The following is a 20,683-nucleotide window of genomic DNA, read 5'->3' as shown; positions in this document are numbered from 1 at the left end:
CCCGTTTCGCGTAGAATCGGGCCTCTTTTTTTCAGGAAAGGAAAGCCTGTGCTGGCTCTGTTATTCCAATGGTATCGCCGTCGCTTTAGCGACCCGGAGGCGATCGCGCTGCTGATTATTTTACTGGCGGCGTTCTCAATTCTCTTCTTTTTTAGCGGATTACTGGCGCCGTTGCTGGTGGCGATAGTGCTGGCTTATCTGCTGGAGTGGCCCACCGTGCGGCTTCAGCGGCTGGGCTGTTCCCGTACCGCCGCAACCAGCATCGTGCTGGTTATTTTTGCCGGTCTGCTGCTGGTGATGATGCTGATTGTCGCGCCGGTTGCCTGGCAGCAGGGCATCAATCTGATGCGCGATTTGCCCAATATGCTCAACAAGCTCTATGTCTATGCGGCCGGTCTGCCGCGGCGTTTCCCCGCGCTGGTCGATGCCGGCATCGTGGATGTGATTGTGGAAAACCTGCGGGCGCGCGTCACCGGGCTGGGCGAATCCGTGGTGAAATATTCCCTCGCCTCGCTGATGGGATTAATGACGCTGGCAATTTATCTGGTGGTGGTGCCGCTGATGGTGTTCTTCCTGCTTAAGGATAAAGAGCAGATGCTGAATGCGGTGCGGCGTGTGCTGCCGCGCAATCGCGGTCTCGCCGGGCAGGTCTGGCTGGAGATGAATCAGCAGATCACCAATTACATTCGCGGCAAAGTGGTGGAAATGGTGGTGGTCGGCGTGGTGACCTGGATCGCCTTTGTGCTGATGGGCCTGAACTACGCGCTGCTGCTGGCGGTGCTGGTGGGATTGTCGGTGCTGATCCCCTATATCGGCGCGCTGGTGGTGACGGTGCCGGTGATTGGCGTCGGCCTGTTTCAGTGGGGGCTGGGTAGCGATTTCTGGACCATGATCGTGGTTTACCTGATTGTCCAGGCGCTGGACGGCAATCTGCTGGTGCCGGTGCTGTTCTCCGAAGCGGTGAACCTGCATCCGCTGGTGATTATCCTGTCAGTGGTGATTTTCGGCGGCCTGTGGGGATTCTGGGGCGTCTTCTTTGCTATCCCGCTTGCCACGCTGGTGAAAGCGGTGGTGCATGCCTGGCCCGACACGCTGCACGCCGATGAGCATTCCGTGGAGCCATAAGGCGATTTCCAGACAGGTCTCCAGTCGTGTTTCCCTGATGCGTGGCATCGTAGAGCGCACTTTTTGCAGGGAGGCTCTATGAACAGACGCATTGAAACAATGCCTTTTAATATGTTTACCACGGACAACGGCGCTTCGGTGCCGCTTCTCGGCGGCGAGGTCACCTCAGATCTGCGGCCGACGATGATGGGCAATGCGGGTCAGGCTTCGCTGATCTATCTGCTGGATGGCGCGACGGTGATCGGCAGCAGCCAGGCCGCTGAGAACGGCGCCTGGCACGTCGCGCCGGAGGACGATTTACGCCCCGGTCAGCACCGGCTGTTTGCCACCAACGGCAAAGCCTTTACCCAGCCAATTGAATTTATGGTCGAAGCTGCACCCGCACTGCGTCTGGCCGATTTGCTGGTTGAGGAAAGTGCCTCATTGCTTGACGACGTGGCCAGCGCAACGCCGTTTGCGTCGCTGGTGTTGGAAGAAGCGGACATGCGGCTGGAAAGTCAGCACGGTGTGGAGCAGAGCATAGCGCCGTTGCCGGTAGTCGATGAAGAGGTGTGGTACACGCTGTAGCGGAAATCAGCCGGACCCCTAAATGCGGGCCCGGCTGAGTAAATTACGCTGACTTCAGATAATCCATCACGATGTCGTAGTGGTTACTGGTTTTGAAATCGTCGAACACTTTCTCCACCTTGCCTTTGGCGTCAATCAGAAAGCTGATGCGATGAATGCCATCATAGGTTTTCCCCATGAAGCTCTTCTCGCCCCAGACGCCAAACTGCTCGCTAACCTCATGATTCTCATCAGACAGCAGCGTAAAGTTGAGCAGCTCTTTCTCAATAAAGCGGGACAATTTTTCCGGTTTGTCGGTGCTGATACCCAACACTTCCACGCCAGCCCGTTTGAACTCATCCATGTTATCGCGCAGGCCACAGGCCTGAACGGTACAGCCAGGCGTCATCGCTTTGGGATAGAAATAGACCAACACGCGTTGTCCCTGGAAGTCGGTCAAATTTACCTGCTCGCCATCCTGATCGGGCAAGCTAAATTTCGGTGCGGGATCACCGGCCTTCAGTGGATTCATTACGATTCTCCGATTTTTTCTTCATGCTGTGGGGAATGGACGACATTAACGACATTGATAGTGCCTTGCGCCTGCAATTCTGTACATAGCTGATGAAAAGCAGGTTCAATAGACGAGGCGTCACGGCTGGCTGGGCTGTGCGCAGTAATTTGAATAAACAGCTGAGGTGGCAGGGCGTCCTGCGCAGGCTGCGTGCGCGAAACCAGCTCGGCGATATTCATCTGGTTTGAGTCAAACAGATCGGTGAAGCGTTCAATAATGTGCGGCGAATCGGTGACTTCCACCTGCACCCATACCGTGGCGGGCATCGGCGGCTGCGCGCGCGCGTTGGTGCGCTTCATTACAATCAGCAGCTCCATATCCGCGCCTTTCAGCGGCAGCGTGGATTCAATCAGCGTAATGGCATTCCACGAACCGGAAAGCAGCATAATAAAGGTGAACTCGTCGCCAAGCATCGCCAGCCGGCTGTCTTCGATATTGCATCCACAGCTGCTGACGTGGCGCGTAATGGCGTTGACAATACCCGGACGGTCAACGCCCAGTGCGGTAATAACCAGATGATGTGGCTGTGACTGGGGCAAAATGGTGCTTCCTGTCCGTCAGAGTGATAAGCATAAGTGATACGGATAAGGTAAACATAAAAAATACCCTGTGCCAAGCGCCCTGGCGACGCCGTTGCTTGCTTTTCCCTGCCCGTCAAACGTACCATGAAGCACTTGTTTGTGGAGGGATTAGCCAATGTTCACCGGAAGTATTGTTGCGCTCATTACGCCTTTGGATGATAAAGGAAATGTTTGCCGCACCAGCCTGAAAAAACTGATTGATTATCACGTCGCCAGCGGCACTTCGGCGATCGTTTCCGTAGGAACCACCGGTGAATCGGCGACCCTGAGCCATGATGAACATGGTGAGGTGGTATTGATGACCCTGGAGCTGGCCGATGGCCGCATTCCGGTTATCGCGGGTACCGGCGCAAACGCCACCGCGGAAGGCATCTCACTGACCAAACGCTTTACGGATTCCGGCGTTGTCGGCTGTCTGACCGTGACGCCTTATTACAATCGCCCAACGCAGGAAGGTCTGTTCCAGCACTTCAAAGCGATTGCCGACAGCACCGACCTGCCACAAATGCTCTACAACGTCCCTTCACGTACCGGCTGCGATATGCTGCCGGAAACCGTTGCCCGCCTGGCCGAAATCAAAAATATTATCGGTATTAAAGAGGCAACCGGGAACTTATCGCGGGTTAGCCAGATCCAAGAGCTGGTTGACGATAGCTTTATCCTGGTCAGTGGTGATGATGCGACCTCGCTGGACTTCATGCAGCTCGGCGGACATGGCGTAATTTCAGTCACCGCTAACGTGGCTGCACGTGAAATGGCTGCGCTGTGCCAGCTGGCTCAGCAGGGCAACTTTGCCGAAGCGCGTCGCCTTAACCAGCGCCTGATGCCGCTGCATCAAAAACTCTTTGTTGAACCCAATCCTATTCCGGTGAAATGGGCTGCAAAACAGCTGGGATTAATCGCTACGGACACGCTGCGTCTACCAATGACGCCAATCACCAGCGCGGCGCGTCCGTTCGTGGAGCAGGCTCTGAAACACGCAGGCCTGCTGTAATTTAGGGAGATTTAATGGCTTACTCAGTAACGAAATCCACGGTAGTCAAAGTAGTTGGGCTATCCACCATTATGCTGCTGGCAGCATGTTCCAACGATCAGCGCTACAAGCGTCAGGTCAGCGGCGATGAGTCTTATCTTCAGGCCAGCGAGCTGAAAGATCTTAACGCTGCCCCAGGTACCGTACTGCCGCTGCAAAACGGCGATTTTGAAACGCCGCGCAGTGCCAGCAACGGTCCGGTTGGCAAACAGCTCGATATCCGCCCACCAGCTCAGGCGCTGGCGCTGATGAACGGCACGCGCGCGCAGTTTACCGGTAATACCGGTGTGCTGATGATGGACGGTTCAGGCAGCGCCGCGGTGTGGCCACAGGTGGTCAACGTAGTGCAATCCTACAAGTTCCCGATCGCTTCACGTCAGGATAGCAGCCAACAGCTGACTACCGACTGGGTAAACTGGAACCGTGCCGATGAGGACAACCAGTACCGCGGCCGTTATCAAATCAGCGTGCAGAAGCAAGGTTATCAGCAGGCGCTGACCGTGCGTCTGCTGCAGCTACAGCAGCAGGGCAACGACGTGAACTCGCCGGTGCAGATCCAGCGTTATACCGCGCAGATGCTGAACGACATCAGCACCGGCATGGATAAAATGGATTCCGCGCAGCAAAACGCCGCGGCCAGCCGCAGCTCAGCGCAGATCGATGTGCAGAGCGGCGCGGACGACACCGGTTTGCCAACGCTGATCCTGCGCGCACCGTTCAACACCGTCTGGCAGCGTCTGCCAGAGGCGTTAAAACGTGTCGGCATGGAAGTCAGCGACAGCAATCGTTCGCAGGGTAGCCTGAACGTCAGCTACAGCGCGCCAGGCGAAAGTGACTGGGACGCATTGGGTGCGAAAGATCCTCAGTTGCCAAACGGCGATTACAAACTGCAGGTCGGCGATCTCGACAACCGCAGCAGTCTGCAATTTATCGATCCCAAAGGTCATGTGCTGACCCAGTCGCAAAATGATGCGCTGGTGGCCGTGTTCCAGGCGGCGCTAAGCAAATAAATCCTGTCTGGCCGGAGATTCTCCGGCCTTTTTGTTTCGAGTTTGGCATAATAGCGCCCAGCAAGGTAAACGATTGCGTCGCACAGTCGCTCGCCGCTTACCACCATTTCGTCATGTTTGGAGTGAATTAAGATGCAAAAGCAAGCTGAGTTGTATCGCGGCAAAGCGAAAACCGTATACAGCACCCAGAACCCGGATCTGCTGATACTCGAATTCCGCAACGATACGTCAGCAGGAGACGGTGCGCGTATCGAACAGTTCGATCGAAAAGGCATGGTCAACAATAAGTTCAACCATTTCATTATGACCAAACTGCAGGAAGCGGGCATTCCGACGCAGATGGAAGCGCTGCTTTCCGATAACGAAGCGCTGGTGAAAAAGCTGGATATGGTGCCGGTGGAGTGTGTGATCCGCAATCGCGCCGCAGGTTCGCTGGTCAAACGCCTGGGTGTGGAAGAGGGCATTGTGCTGGATCCACCGCTGTTTGATCTTTTCCTCAAAGACGATGAAAAACATGACCCGATGGTCAACGAATCCTATTGCGAAACCTTTGGCTGGGTAAGCAAAGCTAACCTGGCACGCATGCAGGAGCTGACCTACAAAGCCAATGAGGTGCTGAGCAAGCTGTTCAGCGACGCGGGTCTGATCCTCGTCGATTTCAAACTGGAATTTGGCCTGTTCAACGGCGAAGTGGTGCTCGGCGATGAGTTTTCCCCGGATGGCGCGCGCCTGTGGGATAAAGAAACCATGAACAAAATGGATAAAGATCGCTTCCGCCAAAGCCTCGGCGGCGTGGTTGAAGCCTATGAAGAAGTGGCGCACCGCCTGGGTGTAAAACTCGACTAATTGTTCCAGCGGAGCGACGCCCGTCGCTCCGTTCGCGATTCCTGCACGCTCCCCGCTGGTTATTACCGCCTTCCGCAACTAGAATCTGCGTCATCGACAGTGGAAAGTTCAGGAGAACGCTATGCGTTGGCAAGGGCGTCGCGAAAGCGACAATGTGGAAGATCGTCGCGACCAACGTTCATCGTCTGGCCTCGGCGGCGGAAGAATACCGTTGCCGCGTGGCAAAGCGGGCATCGTGGTGCTGGTGGTTATCGTGGTAGCAGGCTACTACGGCTATGATTTATCGCCGCTGCTTACCGGCGGACAGCCGGCCACTCAGCAGCATCAGGCGGTCAGTCCGAAAGATGACGAGGCGGCAAAATTCACCTCGGTTATTCTGGCAACCACCGAAGATACCTGGGGCAAGATATTCCAGCAGATGAACAAAACCTACCAGCCGCCGAAGCTGGTGATGTATCGCGGCGCGACCTCGACCGGCTGCGGCACCGGGCAATCGGTGATGGGGCCGTTCTACTGCCCGAGCGATCAAACCGTTTATATCGATCTCTCCTTTTATGATGAAATGAAGAACAAGCTGGGCGCCGATGGTGACTTTGCTCAGGGCTATGTGATTGCGCATGAGGTTGGACATCACGTGCAAAAACTGTTGGGCATTGAGCCAAAAATTCGCCAGATGCAGCAGAACGGCAGCAAAACGCAGGCTAATCAGCTTTCGGTGAAGATGGAACTGCAGGCTGACTGCTTTGCCGGTGTCTGGGGCCATTACATGCAGCAACAGCAAATTCTGGAGGCGGGCGATCTACAGGAAGCGCTGAATGCCGCCGAGGCGATTGGCGACGATCGCCTTCAGCAGCAGAGTCAGGGGCGCGTGGTGCCGGACAGCTTTACGCACGGCACGTCGGAACAGCGCTACACCTGGTTCAAGCGCGGTTTTGACAGCGGCAACCCAGGCCAGTGCGATACCTTCGGTCAGTAAACAATGGAGGTTGCCGCGCTAACGCGGTTAATGCAGCAGCAGGGCATTCGTCGCTTACGTGTAATCAGCGGCGATGTGGCCTGGTGCCTTGAGCAGGCGCAGCGCTGGCAGCAGCAGCTGGCAGGCGAGTGGATTTGGGTCAGCGATGAGGCACCGCAAGGTGCCTCAATAACATGCACGCCAGCCGCCGCGCGAAATCTGCTGGGCCGCGAGTTTCAGCACGCGGTTTTTGATGCGCACCGCGGTTTTCACGCCGAGGCGTTTGCTGCACTGGCCGGTACGCTGCGTGCCGGTGGCTGGCTACAGCTCATCGTGCCGCCGTGGCAGCACTGGCCTGAACGGCCCGACAGCGACAGCCTGCGCTGGAGCGAACAGCCCGTCGCCATCCCCACACCGCATTTTATCCATCATCTTCAGCGATCGCTGAGCTGCCATGAATGTTTATTGCATCGGCAGGATAGCCCGTGGCCGCAGCCAGCATGGCCGTCACGTCCAGCGTGGCATTGCCAGGCACCTCAGCAGCAGCAGGCCATATTGTCGCAGCTGCTGGCGCTACCGCCTGCGGTGGCGGTGTTGACGGCACCACGCGGGCGCGGCAAGTCGGCGCTGGCCGGCATGCTGGCACAGCAGCGCCGCTGTATTATTACCGCGCCGGCCAAAGTGGCAACCGACGTGCTGGCCAGCTTTGCCGGTGAGGCGTTCCGGTTTATGGCACCGGATGCGCTGCTGGCGGCGGAAGCGGTGACGGCCGACTGGCTGATCGTTGATGAGGCGGCAGCCATTCCGGCGCCGCTGCTGGCGCAGCTGGTTAGCCGTTTTCCGCATGTGCTGTTAGTCACCACCGTGCAGGGCTATGAAGGCACCGGGCGCGGTTTTATGCTGAAGTTTTGTGCCAGCCTGCCGCATGTCCACTATTTCACCCTCGACGAGCCGTTACGCTGGGCACGCCACGATCCGCTGGAAGCGCTGCTCAACAGCAGTCTGCTGTTCAGCGAACCCTTGCCGCTTGTGGCGCAGGCTGACTGGCAGTGCGTGCCGCTCGACCGCCATGACTGGCAGCGCCAGCCCGCCTTAATGATCTCGCTCTATCAGCTGCTGACCAGTGCACATTACCGCACCTCGCCGCTTGATTTGCGTCGCATGATGGATGCGCCAGGCATGCGTTTTATCGCGCTGCGTCATCAGCATCAGGTGGCAGGCGCGCTGTGGTTGATCGAAGAGGGCGGGCTGGATGCGAAACTGGCTGCACAGATTTGGGCGGGCAGGCGCCGTCCTCGCGGTAATCTGGTGGCGCAGTCGCTGGCTGCGCACGGCGACAGCCCTCAGGCGGCAACGCTGCGCTCGCTGCGCATCAGCCGTATAGCGGTGGAAGCCAGCCTGCGCCAGCAGGGGCTGGGCAGCCGTCTGCTCGACGCCGCACGGCAGGCTACTAACGGTAGCGACTTTCTGTCGGTGAGCTTTGGCTTTACCCCCGCGCTGTGGCGCTTCTGGCAGCAAAATGGCTTTGAGCTGGTGCGTATCGGCTCGCACCTTGAAGCCAGCAGCGGCTGCTATACCGCAATGGCGTTGCTGCCGCTCACACCCTGTGCTGTTGAGATGACGCAGCGGGCCAGCCAGCGTCTGCGGCGCGACTGGCCACTGTTGCGTGCGGAGATCAACATCGAACTGGAAATGACCACGGTAAACGAGCCGGAATTCAGCGAGGATGACTGGCGTGAAGCGGCGGGGTTTGCTTTTGCGCTGCGCCCGTTTGAGGTCAGCCTGCCCGCGCTAACTCGTCTGCTGGCGCAGTCGTCGATGACGCTGCCCGCGCTGCGTGCACGGATTACTCAGCGTCGATCGGTTAACGATATCGTGGCAGCGCTCGGTCTGGCGGGCGCAAAAGGGGCAATCCGCGCCTGGCGACAGGAAACGGCCAGCGCGCTTTATCAGTGCGATGCTGCACGGGCGGAAGAGTGGCAGCGGCGGCTGGAAGCATTGCAATAAATCGACCCTGTTGTTCAGTTTTTCCCGCTATGCTGATGCAATACGCGGCGTAACATAACGGGCTTCTATGTCCGGGCGTCTTTACCGGAACTGCTTCAGGAGAAAATGATGAAACCTGACTATGTTGTTGTACAACAGCCGACTCAGCCCGCTGAACAGCTCTTTCTGCTTTATCACGGCGTCGGCGATAATCCGCATGCGCTGAGCCAGCTGGGGCGCTGGTTTGCCGACGCATTTCCGACCGCTTGCGTGGTCTGCATCGGCGGGCCAGCCGCCAGCGGCAGCGGAAACGGCAGCCAGTGGTTTGAGGCGACGACGTCGGCTGAGGAAGCCCGCACGCGAGTGGCCGCCATCCTGCCTGAGTTTCTGGCATCGGTACGCAGCTGGCAGCAGAGTAGCGGCATTGCTCCGGCGGCCACGGCGCTGGTGGGCTTTTCGCAGGGCGGCACCATGGTGCTGGAAGCGCTTAACGCCGAACCGGGCCTGGCGGGTCGCGCCGTGATCTTCAGCGGCAGCTATGTACACACCCCGCAGCGGGCATCAAATCGGGCGACCATTCATCTTATTCACGGCGAGTATGACGATCGCGTGCCGGTCAGCGCCATGGAACAGGCCAGTGAACGGCTGACCGCGTTAGGCGGCGACGTAACGCTGGACGTTGTGGAGGATCTGGCTCACGCCATCGATCAGCGCAGTATGGGACTGGCGTTGCATCATCTGCGTTATACCGTGCCGCGGCGCTATTTTGATGAGGCGTTGAGTGGGGCGTCTCCAGGCGATGACGATATGATCGTATTGATGTAAAGCGACGTCCCTCGGGCGAGGGACGTAAAAGCATTATTTCTTTTTAGGCCAGTCATCTTCGTCGTCCCACTTATCGTTAAAATCACGATGGGGCGGCAGTTCCGGGCGGTTATCCATATATTTTTTATGATCGATACGCTTCAGATCTTTATAAACGTTCATCAACACGCCGACCATCAGCACAATAACGAAAATCCACCAATACTCTTTCAGCCATTCCATTTGCTCTCTCCTTCAGAATACTCAGGCGACCAGTTGTTCCATGATGCGCTGATACATGCGGCTAAGCAGCTGCAAATCGGACGCTTTCACACACTCATTGATCTTGTGAATCGTGGCGTTTACCGGACCCAGTTCAACCACCTGCGCGCCCATTCGGGCAATAAACCGACCATCGGAAGTCCCGCCGGTGGTTAACAGCTGGGGTTTAATTTCATTATAGTGCGCAACCGCCTTGACCACCGCATCCACCAGCTTGCCGCGGGCGGTTAAAAAAGGCTGGCCGGAGAGTTTCCACTCAATGGTATAGCGTAGCTGATGGCGATCGAGCAGCGCCTGTACGCGCGTTTTAATCGACTCATCGGTAGATTCCGTACTGAAACGAAAGTTGAACTGCACCTCGAACTCGCCAGGGATAACGTTATTGCTGCCGGTTCCGGCCTGCACGTTGGCAATCTGCATGCTGGTGGGCGGGAAAAATTCATTGCCGCGATCCCATTCTGTGGCCACCAACTCGTTCAGCGCGGGCAGCGCGCGATGCACCGGATTGTCCGCCAGATGCGGATAGGCAACATGGCCCTGCACACCGTGCACCGTCAGGTTGGCGGTGATCGATCCACGGCGACCATTTTTAACCACGTCGCCAACGATTTCCGTGCTGGAGGGTTCACCGACCAGACAATAATCGAGCCGCTCGTTGCGGGCCATTAACCGTTCCACCACCTTAACTGTGCCGTTGGCTGCGCTGGCCTCTTCATCAGAAGTGATGAGAAAAGCCAGGCGACCGCGGTGCTGCGGATGAGCGGCGACAAAGCGTTCTGCGGCCACCACCATTGCGGCCAGCGATCCCTTCATATCGGCGGCACCGCGGCCAAATAACATGCCATCACGAATGGTGGGTTCAAACGGCGGGTTGATCCAGCGGTTAGCATCACCGGCGGGCACAATATCGGTGTGGCCGGCAAACGCCAGCGTTTCCCCTTCGCCACGCCATGCCCAGAAATTGAGCGTGTCGCCCATCGGCATGGGTTCGACGGTGAACCCGATCGCCTGCAGACGGGCGATCAGCAGCGCCTGGCAGCCGGCATCGTCCGGGCTAAGCGAAGGCCGACGGATAAGCTGTTGAGCTAATTCGATAACCGGGCAGAACATTATAACGTCTCCTGGAGAAAGGTAGGGTAACGCGACTCATCAAAGCCCAGCAGCATAGAACCGTCTGCGGCATGGAGCAACGGGCGTTTAATCATAGCAGGCTGTTCCAGCATCAGCGCTTTCGCACTGGCAGCATCGGTAATGGCGTCGCGCGTCTCCTGCGGCAGCTTGCGCCATGTGGTGCCGCGCGTATTCAGCAACGCTTCGTAACCCAGGCGATCGATGAACTGCTGAAGGAGTGCGGCGGGCAGGCCTTCAACGCGATAGTCATAGAAACGATAGTCAATCTGTTGCTGGTCCAGATAACGCCGCGCTTTCTTGACGGTGTCGCAATTTTTGATGCCGTAGAGGGTGAACGGCTGCTGGCGGATGTCAGTCATCGGTATATTCCTGGGGATAATCAAAAACACGTCACAGGATCATGCCGCATAACTATTCATAACGCCACGTTTTAGACCGCCATCACAAAAAACAAGCGTAGCGGCCAGATAAGAGTGAATTAATTCAAAAACAAGACATGTCTCAATGGTATTGCCGCCGGTAATAAGGAGAATGCCTTTCACAGGAAATAATTAAAGCCGGTAATCAACGTGCTGGCGAAATAACCCAGTTAGCCGTTAATGATACGGGGGGAAATAATAGGTGTTGTTATATTTCCGCAGTTTATCACTTTTCATCTGGCACTGATTTTGCATAACTCGATTGTCAGCATGAGGTGACAAAGCCTTTGCATAAGAACGCAACCATAGCGCTGTTAAACCGGAGTTTGTCAGTATCCATGTAGCGTGGTATCAAAAAACTCATCAGGCAGCGAAAAAAAATCGTAGCGTAAAAGAGAAAATAGTTTTAAGATAATTCCTAAATTAGCCGATACCAGTAATAAGTTTAAACATAACCACTTTTCGCCAGTGTCAGGGTAAAGTCATTAGCATTATAAGAGAGGATCATATGATTGAAGTTGAAGTAGCAACCTGGAAAGAATTTATTGAGTCGATGTTACGCAAGTAATATCGTATTCAGAAGGCGTGTATTAGCCTGCTATTAATTCTGATTACACACATTAAAAGGCAGTCACTGAGGTGACTGCCTTTTTTATTTAATCGCGCGGTTTCTCTTTTAACGGGAAGCGCTTACGCACCAGCACAAAGAACAGCGGCACAAAGAAAACCGCCAGCACGGTGGCAGAAATCATGCCGCCGATGACGCCGGTGCCCACCGCGTGTTGGCTGCCGGAACCCGCGCCGCTGCTGATCGCCATTGGCAGCACGCCAAACACAAAGGCCAGCGAGGTCATCAGAATTGGCCGCAGTCGCTGGCGTGCCGCTTCCAGCGTAGCGGACACCACATCTTTGCCCCGCGTATTGACCTCATTGGCGAACTCCACAATCAGAATGGCGTTCTTCGCCGACAGGCCAATCACGGTCAGCAGGCCAACCTGAAAATAGACGTCGTTTTCCAGTCCACGCAACCAGGTGGCCAGCAGCGCGCCGACCACGCCGAGCGGCACCACCAGCATGACCGAAAAAGGAATTGACCAGCTTTCATAGAGCGCGGCAAGACAGAGGAAAATCACCAGCAGCGATATCGCATAGAGCGCTGGTGCCTGAGAGCCTGACAGCCGCTCCTGATACGAGGCACCGGTCCATTCCAGCCCGACGCTGAGCGGCAGTTGTGACACCAATTTTTCCATCGCATCCATCGCCGTTCCGCTGCTGACGCCATCGGCCGCTTCGCCGACGATCTCCAGCGACGAATAGCCGTTATAGCGCTCGAGCCGGGGTGAGCCGGTTTCCCAGCGGCTGGTGGCAAACGCAGAGAAGGGCACCATGCCGCCGCTCTTATTGCGTACAAACCATTTGTTAATGTCATCAGGCAGCATGCGATACGGCGCGGCGGCCTGCACGTAGACCTTTTTAACCCGGCCGCGATCGATAAAGTCATTGACGTAGGTGGAGCCCCAGCCGGTGGTCAGCGTGTCGTTGATCTCATCCAGATCCACGCCCAACGCCTGCGCTTTGCGTTGATCGACGTCGATCTGCAGCTGCGGACTGTCGTCCAGCCCGTTGTGGCGCACGCGGGAAAGCGCCGGGTCTTTATCCGCCATTTCCAGTAAACGGTCGCGCATCGCCATTAACTGGGTATGGCCCAGCCCGCCGTGATCCTGCAACTCCATGTCGAAGCCGGAGGAGCTGCCCATGCCGGTTATCGCCGGTGGGCTGCTGGCGATGACGCGCGCCTCGTTGATTTTTTGAAAGGCTTTGGTTGCGCGCGCAATGATAGCAAACGAGGTGCGATCGGCCGCGTCACGCTGATCCCAACCTTTCAGGCGAATAAACAGGCGCGCCACGTTCTGGCCGTTGCCACCCGGTCCTGAGCCGATGGTAGAAAATACCGACAGCACGTTCTCTTTTTCCTGCGTCAGATAATAGTTTTCAATTTTTGCCACTACCTGTGAGGTCTGCTGCTGCGTTGCGCCTGGCGGCAGCTGTACCTGCGTCATAAAGACGCCGCGATCTTCCAGCGGCAGAAATGAGGTCGGCAGGCGCAAAAACAGAAAGGCCATTACGCCAATGATTGCCATGTAAATGAACAGCCAGCGGCCACGGCGGTGCAGAATATGTTGCACGCCACGTGCATAGCGATCGGCATTGTGATTGAACTGCCGATTAAACCAGCCGAAAAACCCGCGACGTGGCTGATGGTGATCGGCGGTAATCGGCTTCAGCAGCGTGGCGCAGAGTGCCGGCGTCAGGATCATCGCCACCAGCACCGACAGCACCATGGCGGAAACGATGGTAATGGAGAACTGCCGATAAATGGCGCCCACCGTGCCGCCAAAAAACGCCATCGGCACGAACACGGCGGATAACACCAGCGCGATGCCGACCAGCGCGCCCTGAATCTGGCCCATCGACTTACGCGTTGCCGCACGCGGTGACAGGCCCTCTTCGCGCATGATGCGTTCAACGTTTTCCACCACCACGATGGCATCGTCCACCAGCAGACCGATCGCCAGCACCATGGCAAACATGGTCAGCGTATTGATGCTGAAGCCGCAGGCATAGAGCACGGCGAAGGTGCCGAGCAGCACTACCGGAACCGCCAGCGTAGGAATCAACGTGGCGCGGATGTTCTGCATAAACAGATACATCACCAGGAACACCAGCACGATCGCTTCCAGCAGCGTCTTAACCACATCTTCAATCGATGCTTTCACAAAAGGCGTGGTTTCGTAGGCGACTTTCGCCTCCAGACCGTGCGGAAAATAGTGCGCCAGTTCATCAATACGCGCACGAACCAGCCGATCGGTCTCCATCTCATTGGCACCCGAAGCGAGTTTGATACCGAGGCCGGAAGCGGGCTGGCCGTTATAGCGACTGATGTAGTCATATTTTTCCGCGCCGAGCGCAACCGTGGCAACATCGCCCAGCGTGACGACGGCACCGTTCTGCTGTGTTTTCAGCGTGATCGCTTTGAATTGTTCCGGCGTTTGCAGCATCGATTGCGCATTCACCGTGGCATTCAGCGCCTGCTTATCCACTGACGGCAGGCCGCCCACCTGGCCTACGGCCACCTGGCTGTTTTGTGACACGATGGCGCTAACCACGTCAGAGGTGGTCAGCGCATAGTCGATCAGTTTGGTGGGATCGAGCCAGATGCGCATGGCGTACTGCGTGCCGTAGGCGTCAACCTGACCAACGCCGGTGACGCGGCTGAGCGGATCCTGCAGGTTGCTGGCCACATAATCGGCAATATCCTGCTTGTCCATGCTGCCATCGGTAGAAACAAACGCCACCATCAGGATGTTGCTGTCGCCGGTTTTATTCACCGTTACGCCCTGCGACTGCACCGCCTGCGGCAGCTTACGCAGGGCCGACTGCAGCTGATTTTGTACCTGCTGGCGCGCTTCGTCGGGATTGGTGCCGGCGGTAAAGGTGAGGGTAATGGTCGCCTGACCGGTATTGCTGCTTTGCGAAGACATATACATCAGGTTATCGATGCCGGTCATGTTCTGTTCGATAACCTGGGTAACGGTGTTTTCAAGGGTTTGCGCTGAAGCGCCAGGATAGTTAGCGGTAATACGCACGTTAGGCGGTGCAAGATCGGGGTACTGTTCAACGGGCAGGGAGACGATCGCCAGCGCACCGATCAGACACATCAATATCGCCAGTACCCAGGCGAAAATTGGACGATCGATGAAAAAGTTCGCCATCGACACCACACTCCTTATCTCAGTTGAAATGCCCGTTGACCATCACGAAGGATTTTTACTTTCCTGTCAGCGGGTTAGCAATCTTTACCTTTTCCGTAACTCCGTTACTCTACGCGCCAAAACGGCCAGAACCGTGGAGGAATTAAGGAGAAAATGTAAAAAAGAGCCGGCAATATTGTCGCTGCGTATAAAAAGAACGCAGGTTACATCCTGATAAAGGCGGTAACCGCGATCAGGTGAAAACAGACCACGTTCATTTATAACCTTTTCATACCGCTTGCCCTACTTAATTGACATTTCTCTAACTTTATCCGCATAAGCGACACAAACCTTGCGAGATTTTACCGGCCTGTGAGATTGCTTTTCATTGCATGGAAGATAATTAGCATCGAAATAATTGATTGCGGCTCTGAATCGCCGCCCACGAATAATGAAGGAATATACGATGAAAAAACAACTTGCTGCTATTGCTGCGGTCGCTTTACTGGCTACCAGTTCATTCTCTGCACTCGCTGCGTCAGCGGTGGATGCTGATGAGGCGCAGGGCCTGCAGGCGATGGGCACCGTATCCGTTTCATCAGTAGGTGGCTCGCTGGATGATGCCGCGCGCCAGCTGGCGAATAAAGCGAAAGCACAGGGTGCCGATCACTATCGTATCATCGGCCTGGACAGCCCTGGCGACTCCAGCCGCTGGAGCGGTACCGCAGAAATCTATCGCTAAGACAGCCCGCTTTCTTTCCTGAACCCCTGATATTACAACCGGTCAACCTCGTTGATCGGTTTTCTCACATCTGCACCACAAAATTACAATTTGTATAGTTATTCCCGCCCTGGATATTTTGCTTCAGTTCAAGAGAACGGTTAGGATTCATCGCCGTAATTTTGCCTATACCACAACATTATAACTAGCGAGTGGTGGCGTTAATCGCGTCACTTTAGCCCAACCAGCGCAATCGTTTGGTTGCTTAATCTGGCGTGAGTCAGGTTGGACAGGATAAACAGGACAGGTATGAAAGCATCTACAAAAAACGCAGCGGAACAACGCGCTGCAAAACGCCGCTGGCTAAACTCCCACGACAGCGGTTATCACAAAGCGATGGGCAATCGTCATGTGCAGATGATTGCTATCGGTGGCGCCATCGGTACCGGCTTGTTTCTTGGCGCAGGCGCCCGATTGCAGGCTGCTGGCCCGGCGCTGGCGTTAATCTATCTGGTTTGCGGTATTTTCTCGTTTTTTATTCTGCGCGCGCTGGGCGAACTGGTGTTACACCGGCCTTCCAGCGGCAGTTTCGTCTCTTATGCCCGTGAGTTTTTAGGTGAAAAAGCCTCTTATGTCGCGGGCTGGATGTATTTCGTCAACTGGGCGATGACCGGCATTGTCGATATCACCGCCGTGGCGCTCTATATGCATTACTGGGGTGCTTTCGGCGATGTGCCGCAATGGGTGTTTGCGCTGGGCGCGTTGGCGATTGTCGGCACCATGAACATGATTGGCGTGAAATGGTTCGCCGAAATGGAGTTCTGGTTCGCACTGATTAAAGTGCTGGCTATCGCTATCTTCCTGATTGTGGGCGTGGTGTTTCTGGGCAGCGGCAAAGCGCTGGACGGCAATGCTACCGGTTTCCATTTGATCACCGATAATGGCGGCATGTTCCCGCACGGCCTGTTGCCTGCTTTAGTGCTGGTACAGGGCGTGGTGTTTGCCTTTGCCTCGATTGAGCTGGTGGGCACGGCGGCAGGCGAGTGTAAAGATCCGCAGACCATGCTGCCGAAAGCGATCAACAGCGTCATCTGGCGTATCGGCTTGTTTTACGTTGGCTCGGTGGTGCTGTTGGTGATGCTGCTGCCGTGGAACGCCTATCAGGCGGGCCAAAGCCCGTTTGTGACCTTTTTCTCCAAACTGGGCGTGCCTTACATTGGTAGCATCATGAACATCGTGGTGCTGAGTGCGGCGCTCTCCAGCCTTAACTCCGGCCTCTACTCAACCGGCCGTATTCTGCGCTCAATGTCGATGGGCGGTTCCGCGCCGAAGTTCATGTCGAAGATGAACAGCCATCAGGTGCCCTATGCCGGTATTCTCGTGACCTGCGTGGTCTATGTGTTTGGCGTGGTGCTTAACTATTACGTGCCGTCGCAGGTGTTTGAGATCGTACTCAACATCGCTTCGCTGGGCATTATCTCTTCCTGGGGCTTTATCGTGGTCTGCCAGCTGCGCCTGCGTAAGGCGATCAAAGAGGGCAAGGCGGACGACATCAGCTTCAAGCTACCTGGCGCGCCGTTCACTTCCTGGCTGACGCTGCTGTTCCTGGCCAGCGTACTGGTGCTGATGGCCTTTGACTATCCGAACGGCACCTACACCATCGCGTCAGTGCCGCTGATTGCGGTGATCCTGGTGTTGGGATGGTTTGGCGTACGTAAGCGGGTAAAAGCCGTTGCGGCCACGGAACCCAATCAATCGGCGGATACCACGCCGCGCTAATTGCGTTAAGGCTTAACAGGCGGAATGCTCATGGCATTCCGCCTTTTTTTTGCCGGTTTTCGGATGGCGCTAAGCCGCAGAGCGTTTTAAGATGATCGGCCAGAAAGGCGTCAGGCAGGAAAAGAAATGAGCATTAAAATCAACGTCATTAAAGATAAACTGCTTTCAGATAACTGGTTTACCCTGCGTAATTACACCTACGAGCTGGTTCGCCAGCAGGGTGAGCCGTTACGCCATAAGCGCGAGGTTTATGACCGCGGTAACGGCGCCACCATATTGCTCTACAACCGCAAGAAAAACAGCGTAGTGCTCATCCGCCAGTTCCGCATCGCTACCTGGGTGAACGGTAATCACAACGGCATGCTGATTGAGGCGTGCGCCGGTTTACTGGACAACGATTCGCCGGAAGATTGCATCCGTAAAGAGGCGGTGGAGGAGACCGGCTACGCAGTGGGCGAGGTTGAAACGCTGTTTTCTGCCTATATGTCGCCGGGCGGCGTAACGGAGATCGTCCATTTTTTTGCTGCGGAATATGATGACAGCCAGCGAAACAACGCGGGCGGCGGCGTGGAAGATGAAGATATTGAGGTGCTTGAGATCGCTTTTCCGCAGGCGTTAGCGATGATAAAAAGTGGCGATATTCGCGATGGCAAAACCATCATGCTGTTGCAGCATGCGCAACTGGCGGGTTGGCTTCAGCCCTGAAGCGCCAGTTCGTGCACAGTCCGAACAATCTGATTGAGCAAAGCGTAGCGGCAGAGGATGCTTTTTGTGGTATTAATCATCTCTCTGTTCAGCATGTCCGTTCATTTTGCCGTGAGTTTCAGGCTGGCTTATGGATAAGGGCAGATTGAATCGATTGCGCTACGCTATGATCATTCACTTAACCGGGATCTGTCTTTTTCATGTCTTATTCGACAAAATCGCTGCTGTTACTGCCTTTTCTTTTTGTCGCCAGTGCGCATGCAGATCCATTGCAAAAAACCTTTTCGGACTGGCAGGTCACCTGTAATAACCTGAATTTTTGCGTGGCGCGCAGCATGACCGGCGAAAATGGCCTGGTAATGACGCTGTCTCGCCACGCTGGCGAAAATGACCGCCCGCTGCTGCGCATCGATTACGGCAGTCGCTACAGCGGTGCGCTGCCGGGCGGTTCCTTAAAAGAAAACCTGCTGATCGACCAGCGCCGCCTTAATCCCGATCTCAAACACTGGGCGGTGGAAGCGCATCATATTGCCACTTCGCATACTATCTCTGTCGATGAGTTTCTGGCGCAGGTGCTGGACGCGGATAATTTGCAGTTGACCTTCCAGCCGCAGGCCACGCTTTCCCTGCATGGACTCAAAGCTGCCCTGCTGCTGATTGATGATGTGCAGGGCAGGGTAAACAGCCAAAGCGCGTGGGTGAAACGCGGCGAACGCCTGCAAGTGCCGCCGGAGCCCGCCGCGCCAACGTTAGCGCCGCCGCCGACGCCCGCAGCGCTGACCGCCGATGAAACCCGCGATCTGATCGACTACGCGACCTGGCGCATTAACACCGAATCCTGTTCGCTGGATCCGATGCGCCGTGAGGTTAGCGTGTCGCCACTGACCGATGACAAAGCGTTGCTGTTGGTCAGCTGTGAAATGGGCGCGTATAACGTCATCGATTTGGCCTTTGAGGTCACGCGCAGACAGCCCTGGACCGCCCGTGGCCTGATGCTAACGCTGCCGTTTGCCCCGCCGGGAAAAAGCGAAAAGCCGATGGAGCTGGTGAACGCGCAGTTTGACGCCGCGAAGGGCGAACTTTACACCTGGGCGAAAGGACGTGGACTGGGAGATTGCGGCATCGCGTCCCGCTGGCGCTTCAACGGGGAAGAGTTTGTGCTGGCGGAGTATGCGGAAGAATCAAGCTGCGATCTCTGGCACAGCAGCGATGACTGGCCAACCCTGTGGGTTAGCCAGCCTTAAGGTTAGTTGATGGCGTCAATCCGCATTGGCGATCCGTTCTGATTGCCGACCAGCTCGGCCAACAGATTGTTAACGCCGTCGCTCATCGCGGTAAAACGCGTCAGCGGCGAGCGCGTGACTACCACAAAAACGCCCACGTTATGCTGCGGCACCATCGCCATATAAGTGATAAAGCCGCCGCCACCACCGGTTTTCTCGATGATGCCGGGATGCCCGTCACGCGGCGCCATATAGACCCAGCCCATACCGATGCCGTCTGCCCGTCCGGGCACATCCATGCCGTCGACTTTAACCAGCTGATCGCGACGATAAATTACCGTTTGCAGGCGATCGCTCTGGCTGGTGCGACGATGAATATCGGAGTTCAAAAACTGCTGCATCCAGCGGCCCATATCCTCTGGCGTTGAGTAAACGCCGCCGCTGCCAATCGCCGCCAGCGTATTAACGCACGGGCTGGCGCCTTTTTCAGCCACCATCAAACGGGCGCACTGATCGGGCGAAGGCGTGAAGGTGGTGTCTTTCATGCCCAGCGGGCGGGTTAACAACTGAGAAAACAGCGCCGGATAAGGCGTACCGGCCGCCCGCGCCAGCGCATCGGCCAGCAGGTCATAACCGATATTCGAATAGGCGGCGCGGCTGCCTGGAGCCACCTTCAGCGGCGCGCGCGTCAGCCAGTTCCAGCGATCGGCGCGGGTTGGCCAGACAAACACCGGTCGCACCGCCTTGCCGCCCGGTTGCTCACGCGGCAGGCCAGCGGTATGGGTGGAGAGATTGATCAGCCGAATTGGCTGGCCGTTGTAGTTCGGCACGCTGGCGCCTGGCGGGGCATATTTGCTGAGCGGGTCGTCAAGGCGCAGGGTGCCGCGCTCTGCCAGTTTCACCATCATCTGGCTGGTCATCAGCTTGCTCAGTGAGGCGATGCGGATTACCGAATCTTTTTGCGGCCGAATGTTGTTACCCGGACGCGTTTCACCGAGGCTGGTAAATACCTGCTGATTGCCATCAATCGCTACCAGCGCCATACCGGTTGCGCCGCTGCCATAAAAAATATGTTCGGCGTAACGGTCGACAATCTGCGAGGCGAGCAGCGGATCCGGCGCGATTTGCGCCATGCCTTTCAACGGCAGCGCGACAGAAAGCAGCGCCAGTAAAACACGAGCGGAAGTTTTCAACGAAATAACATCCAAATC

19 protein-coding genes are annotated in these 20,683 nt (G+C 56.3%); 12 read left to right on the top strand and 7 right to left on the bottom strand.

Annotated features, from left to right (window positions below; genetic code table 11):
- The first annotated feature begins 48 nt into the window (after nucleotides 1-48).
- Together EM595_RS13030 and EM595_RS13025 are read left to right on the top strand one after the other, a co-directional pair.
- A complete protein-coding gene (locus EM595_RS13030) occupies nucleotides 49-1,125 on the top strand; it encodes an AI-2E family transporter (RefSeq protein ID WP_067432797.1) in 1,077 nt (358 codons plus the stop codon).
- Nucleotides 1,126-1,203: 78 nt separating this feature from the next.
- Nucleotides 1,204-1,692, top strand: coding sequence for a hypothetical protein (locus EM595_RS13025; RefSeq protein WP_067432796.1), 489 nt, complete (start codon nucleotides 1,204-1,206; stop codon nucleotides 1,690-1,692).
- A 43-nt stretch (nucleotides 1,693-1,735) separates the two neighbouring features.
- Here the strand turns inward: EM595_RS13025 and bcp are convergent, their stop codons facing one another.
- Both bcp and EM595_RS13015 read right to left on the bottom strand, forming a co-directional pair.
- Nucleotides 1,736-2,203, bottom strand: a complete 468-nt coding sequence (gene bcp, locus EM595_RS13020) for a thioredoxin-dependent thiol peroxidase (RefSeq protein WP_067432795.1) — start codon at nucleotides 2,201-2,203, stop codon at nucleotides 1,736-1,738.
- Nucleotides 2,203-2,784, bottom strand: coding sequence for a glycine cleavage system transcriptional repressor (locus EM595_RS13015; protein ID WP_067432794.1), 582 nt, complete (start codon nucleotides 2,782-2,784; stop codon nucleotides 2,203-2,205). The genes bcp and EM595_RS13015 overlap by 1 nt, the downstream gene beginning before the upstream one ends.
- A gap of 157 nt (nucleotides 2,785-2,941) precedes the next feature.
- Between EM595_RS13015 and dapA the strand changes: the two genes are divergently transcribed.
- The 6 genes from dapA (at nucleotide 2,942) to ypfH (ending at nucleotide 9,481) form a co-directional block, all read left to right on the top strand.
- Complete coding sequence (gene dapA / locus EM595_RS13010; protein WP_067432792.1) at nucleotides 2,942-3,820, top strand: 4-hydroxy-tetrahydrodipicolinate synthase; 879 nt, start codon at nucleotides 2,942-2,944, stop codon at nucleotides 3,818-3,820.
- A 14-nt stretch (nucleotides 3,821-3,834) separates the two neighbouring features.
- Entirely contained in the window at nucleotides 3,835-4,869 is a 1,035-nt protein-coding gene (gene bamC / locus EM595_RS13005; protein ID WP_067432789.1) for an outer membrane protein assembly factor BamC, read from the top strand.
- Nucleotides 4,870-5,001: 132 nt separating this feature from the next.
- The gene (gene purC, locus EM595_RS13000) at nucleotides 5,002-5,715 is read left to right on the top strand and encodes a phosphoribosylaminoimidazolesuccinocarboxamide synthase (RefSeq protein ID WP_067432786.1); all 714 of its coding nucleotides are present in this window, start codon (nucleotides 5,002-5,004) and stop codon (nucleotides 5,713-5,715) included.
- A gap of 121 nt (nucleotides 5,716-5,836) precedes the next feature.
- Complete coding sequence (gene ypfJ, locus EM595_RS12995) at nucleotides 5,837-6,691, top strand: KPN_02809 family neutral zinc metallopeptidase (RefSeq protein WP_067432783.1); 855 nt, start codon at nucleotides 5,837-5,839, stop codon at nucleotides 6,689-6,691.
- Between the two features lie 3 nt (nucleotides 6,692-6,694).
- Nucleotides 6,695-8,677 carry a tRNA(Met) cytidine acetyltransferase TmcA gene (locus EM595_RS12990; protein ID WP_067432780.1) on the top strand — a complete coding sequence of 661 codons (1,983 nt, stop codon included), beginning with the start codon at nucleotides 6,695-6,697 and terminating at the stop codon, nucleotides 8,675-8,677.
- Between the two features lie 108 nt (nucleotides 8,678-8,785).
- Nucleotides 8,786-9,481, top strand: coding sequence for an esterase (gene ypfH, locus EM595_RS12985; RefSeq protein ID WP_067432777.1), 696 nt, complete (start codon nucleotides 8,786-8,788; stop codon nucleotides 9,479-9,481).
- Between the two features lie 33 nt (nucleotides 9,482-9,514).
- Here the strand turns inward: ypfH and EM595_RS12980 are convergent, their stop codons facing one another.
- The 4 genes from EM595_RS12980 to acrD all read right to left on the bottom strand — a co-directional run bounded on the left by EM595_RS12980 (nucleotide 9,515) and on the right by acrD (nucleotide 15,065).
- On the bottom strand, nucleotides 9,515-9,703 hold the full coding sequence (locus tag EM595_RS12980) for a YpfN family protein (RefSeq protein WP_067432774.1): 189 nt from the start codon (nucleotides 9,701-9,703) through the stop codon (nucleotides 9,515-9,517).
- A 21-nt stretch (nucleotides 9,704-9,724) separates the two neighbouring features.
- Nucleotides 9,725-10,852, bottom strand: a complete 1,128-nt coding sequence (dapE, locus tag EM595_RS12975) for a succinyl-diaminopimelate desuccinylase (RefSeq protein ID WP_067432771.1) — start codon at nucleotides 10,850-10,852, stop codon at nucleotides 9,725-9,727.
- The gene (locus EM595_RS12970; RefSeq protein WP_067432768.1) at nucleotides 10,852-11,232 is read right to left on the bottom strand and encodes an ArsC family reductase; all 381 of its coding nucleotides are present in this window, start codon (nucleotides 11,230-11,232) and stop codon (nucleotides 10,852-10,854) included. The genes dapE and EM595_RS12970 overlap by 1 nt, the downstream gene beginning before the upstream one ends.
- A 716-nt stretch (nucleotides 11,233-11,948) precedes the next feature.
- Nucleotides 11,949-15,065, bottom strand: a complete 3,117-nt coding sequence (acrD, locus tag EM595_RS12965) for a multidrug efflux RND transporter permease AcrD (RefSeq protein WP_067432765.1) — start codon at nucleotides 15,063-15,065, stop codon at nucleotides 11,949-11,951.
- A gap of 445 nt (nucleotides 15,066-15,510) precedes the next feature.
- Between acrD and EM595_RS12960 the strand changes: the two genes are divergently transcribed.
- The 4 genes from EM595_RS12960 (at nucleotide 15,511) to EM595_RS12945 (ending at nucleotide 19,493) form a co-directional block, all read left to right on the top strand.
- Nucleotides 15,511-15,786 (top strand): YdgH/BhsA/McbA family protein, encoded by a 276-nt coding sequence (locus EM595_RS12960; protein WP_067432762.1) that lies wholly within the window; start codon nucleotides 15,511-15,513, stop codon nucleotides 15,784-15,786.
- 288 nt (nucleotides 15,787-16,074) lie between these two features.
- Complete coding sequence (gene ansP / locus EM595_RS12955) at nucleotides 16,075-17,544, top strand: L-asparagine permease (protein WP_067432759.1); 1,470 nt, start codon at nucleotides 16,075-16,077, stop codon at nucleotides 17,542-17,544.
- Nucleotides 17,545-17,670: 126 nt separating this feature from the next.
- Nucleotides 17,671-18,249 (top strand): GDP-mannose pyrophosphatase NudK, encoded by a 579-nt coding sequence (gene nudK, locus EM595_RS12950; RefSeq protein WP_067432756.1) that lies wholly within the window; start codon nucleotides 17,671-17,673, stop codon nucleotides 18,247-18,249.
- 200 nt (nucleotides 18,250-18,449) lie between these two features.
- Nucleotides 18,450-19,493 (top strand): DUF1176 domain-containing protein, encoded by a 1,044-nt coding sequence (locus EM595_RS12945; RefSeq protein ID WP_067432753.1) that lies wholly within the window; start codon nucleotides 18,450-18,452, stop codon nucleotides 19,491-19,493.
- A gap of 2 nt (nucleotides 19,494-19,495) precedes the next feature.
- Here the strand turns inward: EM595_RS12945 and ampH are convergent, their stop codons facing one another.
- Entirely contained in the window at nucleotides 19,496-20,665 is a 1,170-nt protein-coding gene (gene ampH / locus EM595_RS12940) for a D-alanyl-D-alanine-carboxypeptidase/endopeptidase AmpH (RefSeq protein WP_071852561.1), read from the bottom strand.
- Nucleotides 20,666-20,683: the final 18 nt, after the last annotated feature.

The sequence above is a fragment of the Duffyella gerundensis genome (assembly GCF_001517405.1).
GTDB lineage: Bacteria > Pseudomonadota > Gammaproteobacteria > Enterobacterales > Enterobacteriaceae > Duffyella > Duffyella gerundensis.
The sequence above is the reverse complement of the archived record's forward strand: the minus strand, read 5'-3'. Positions and strand labels throughout refer to the sequence as shown.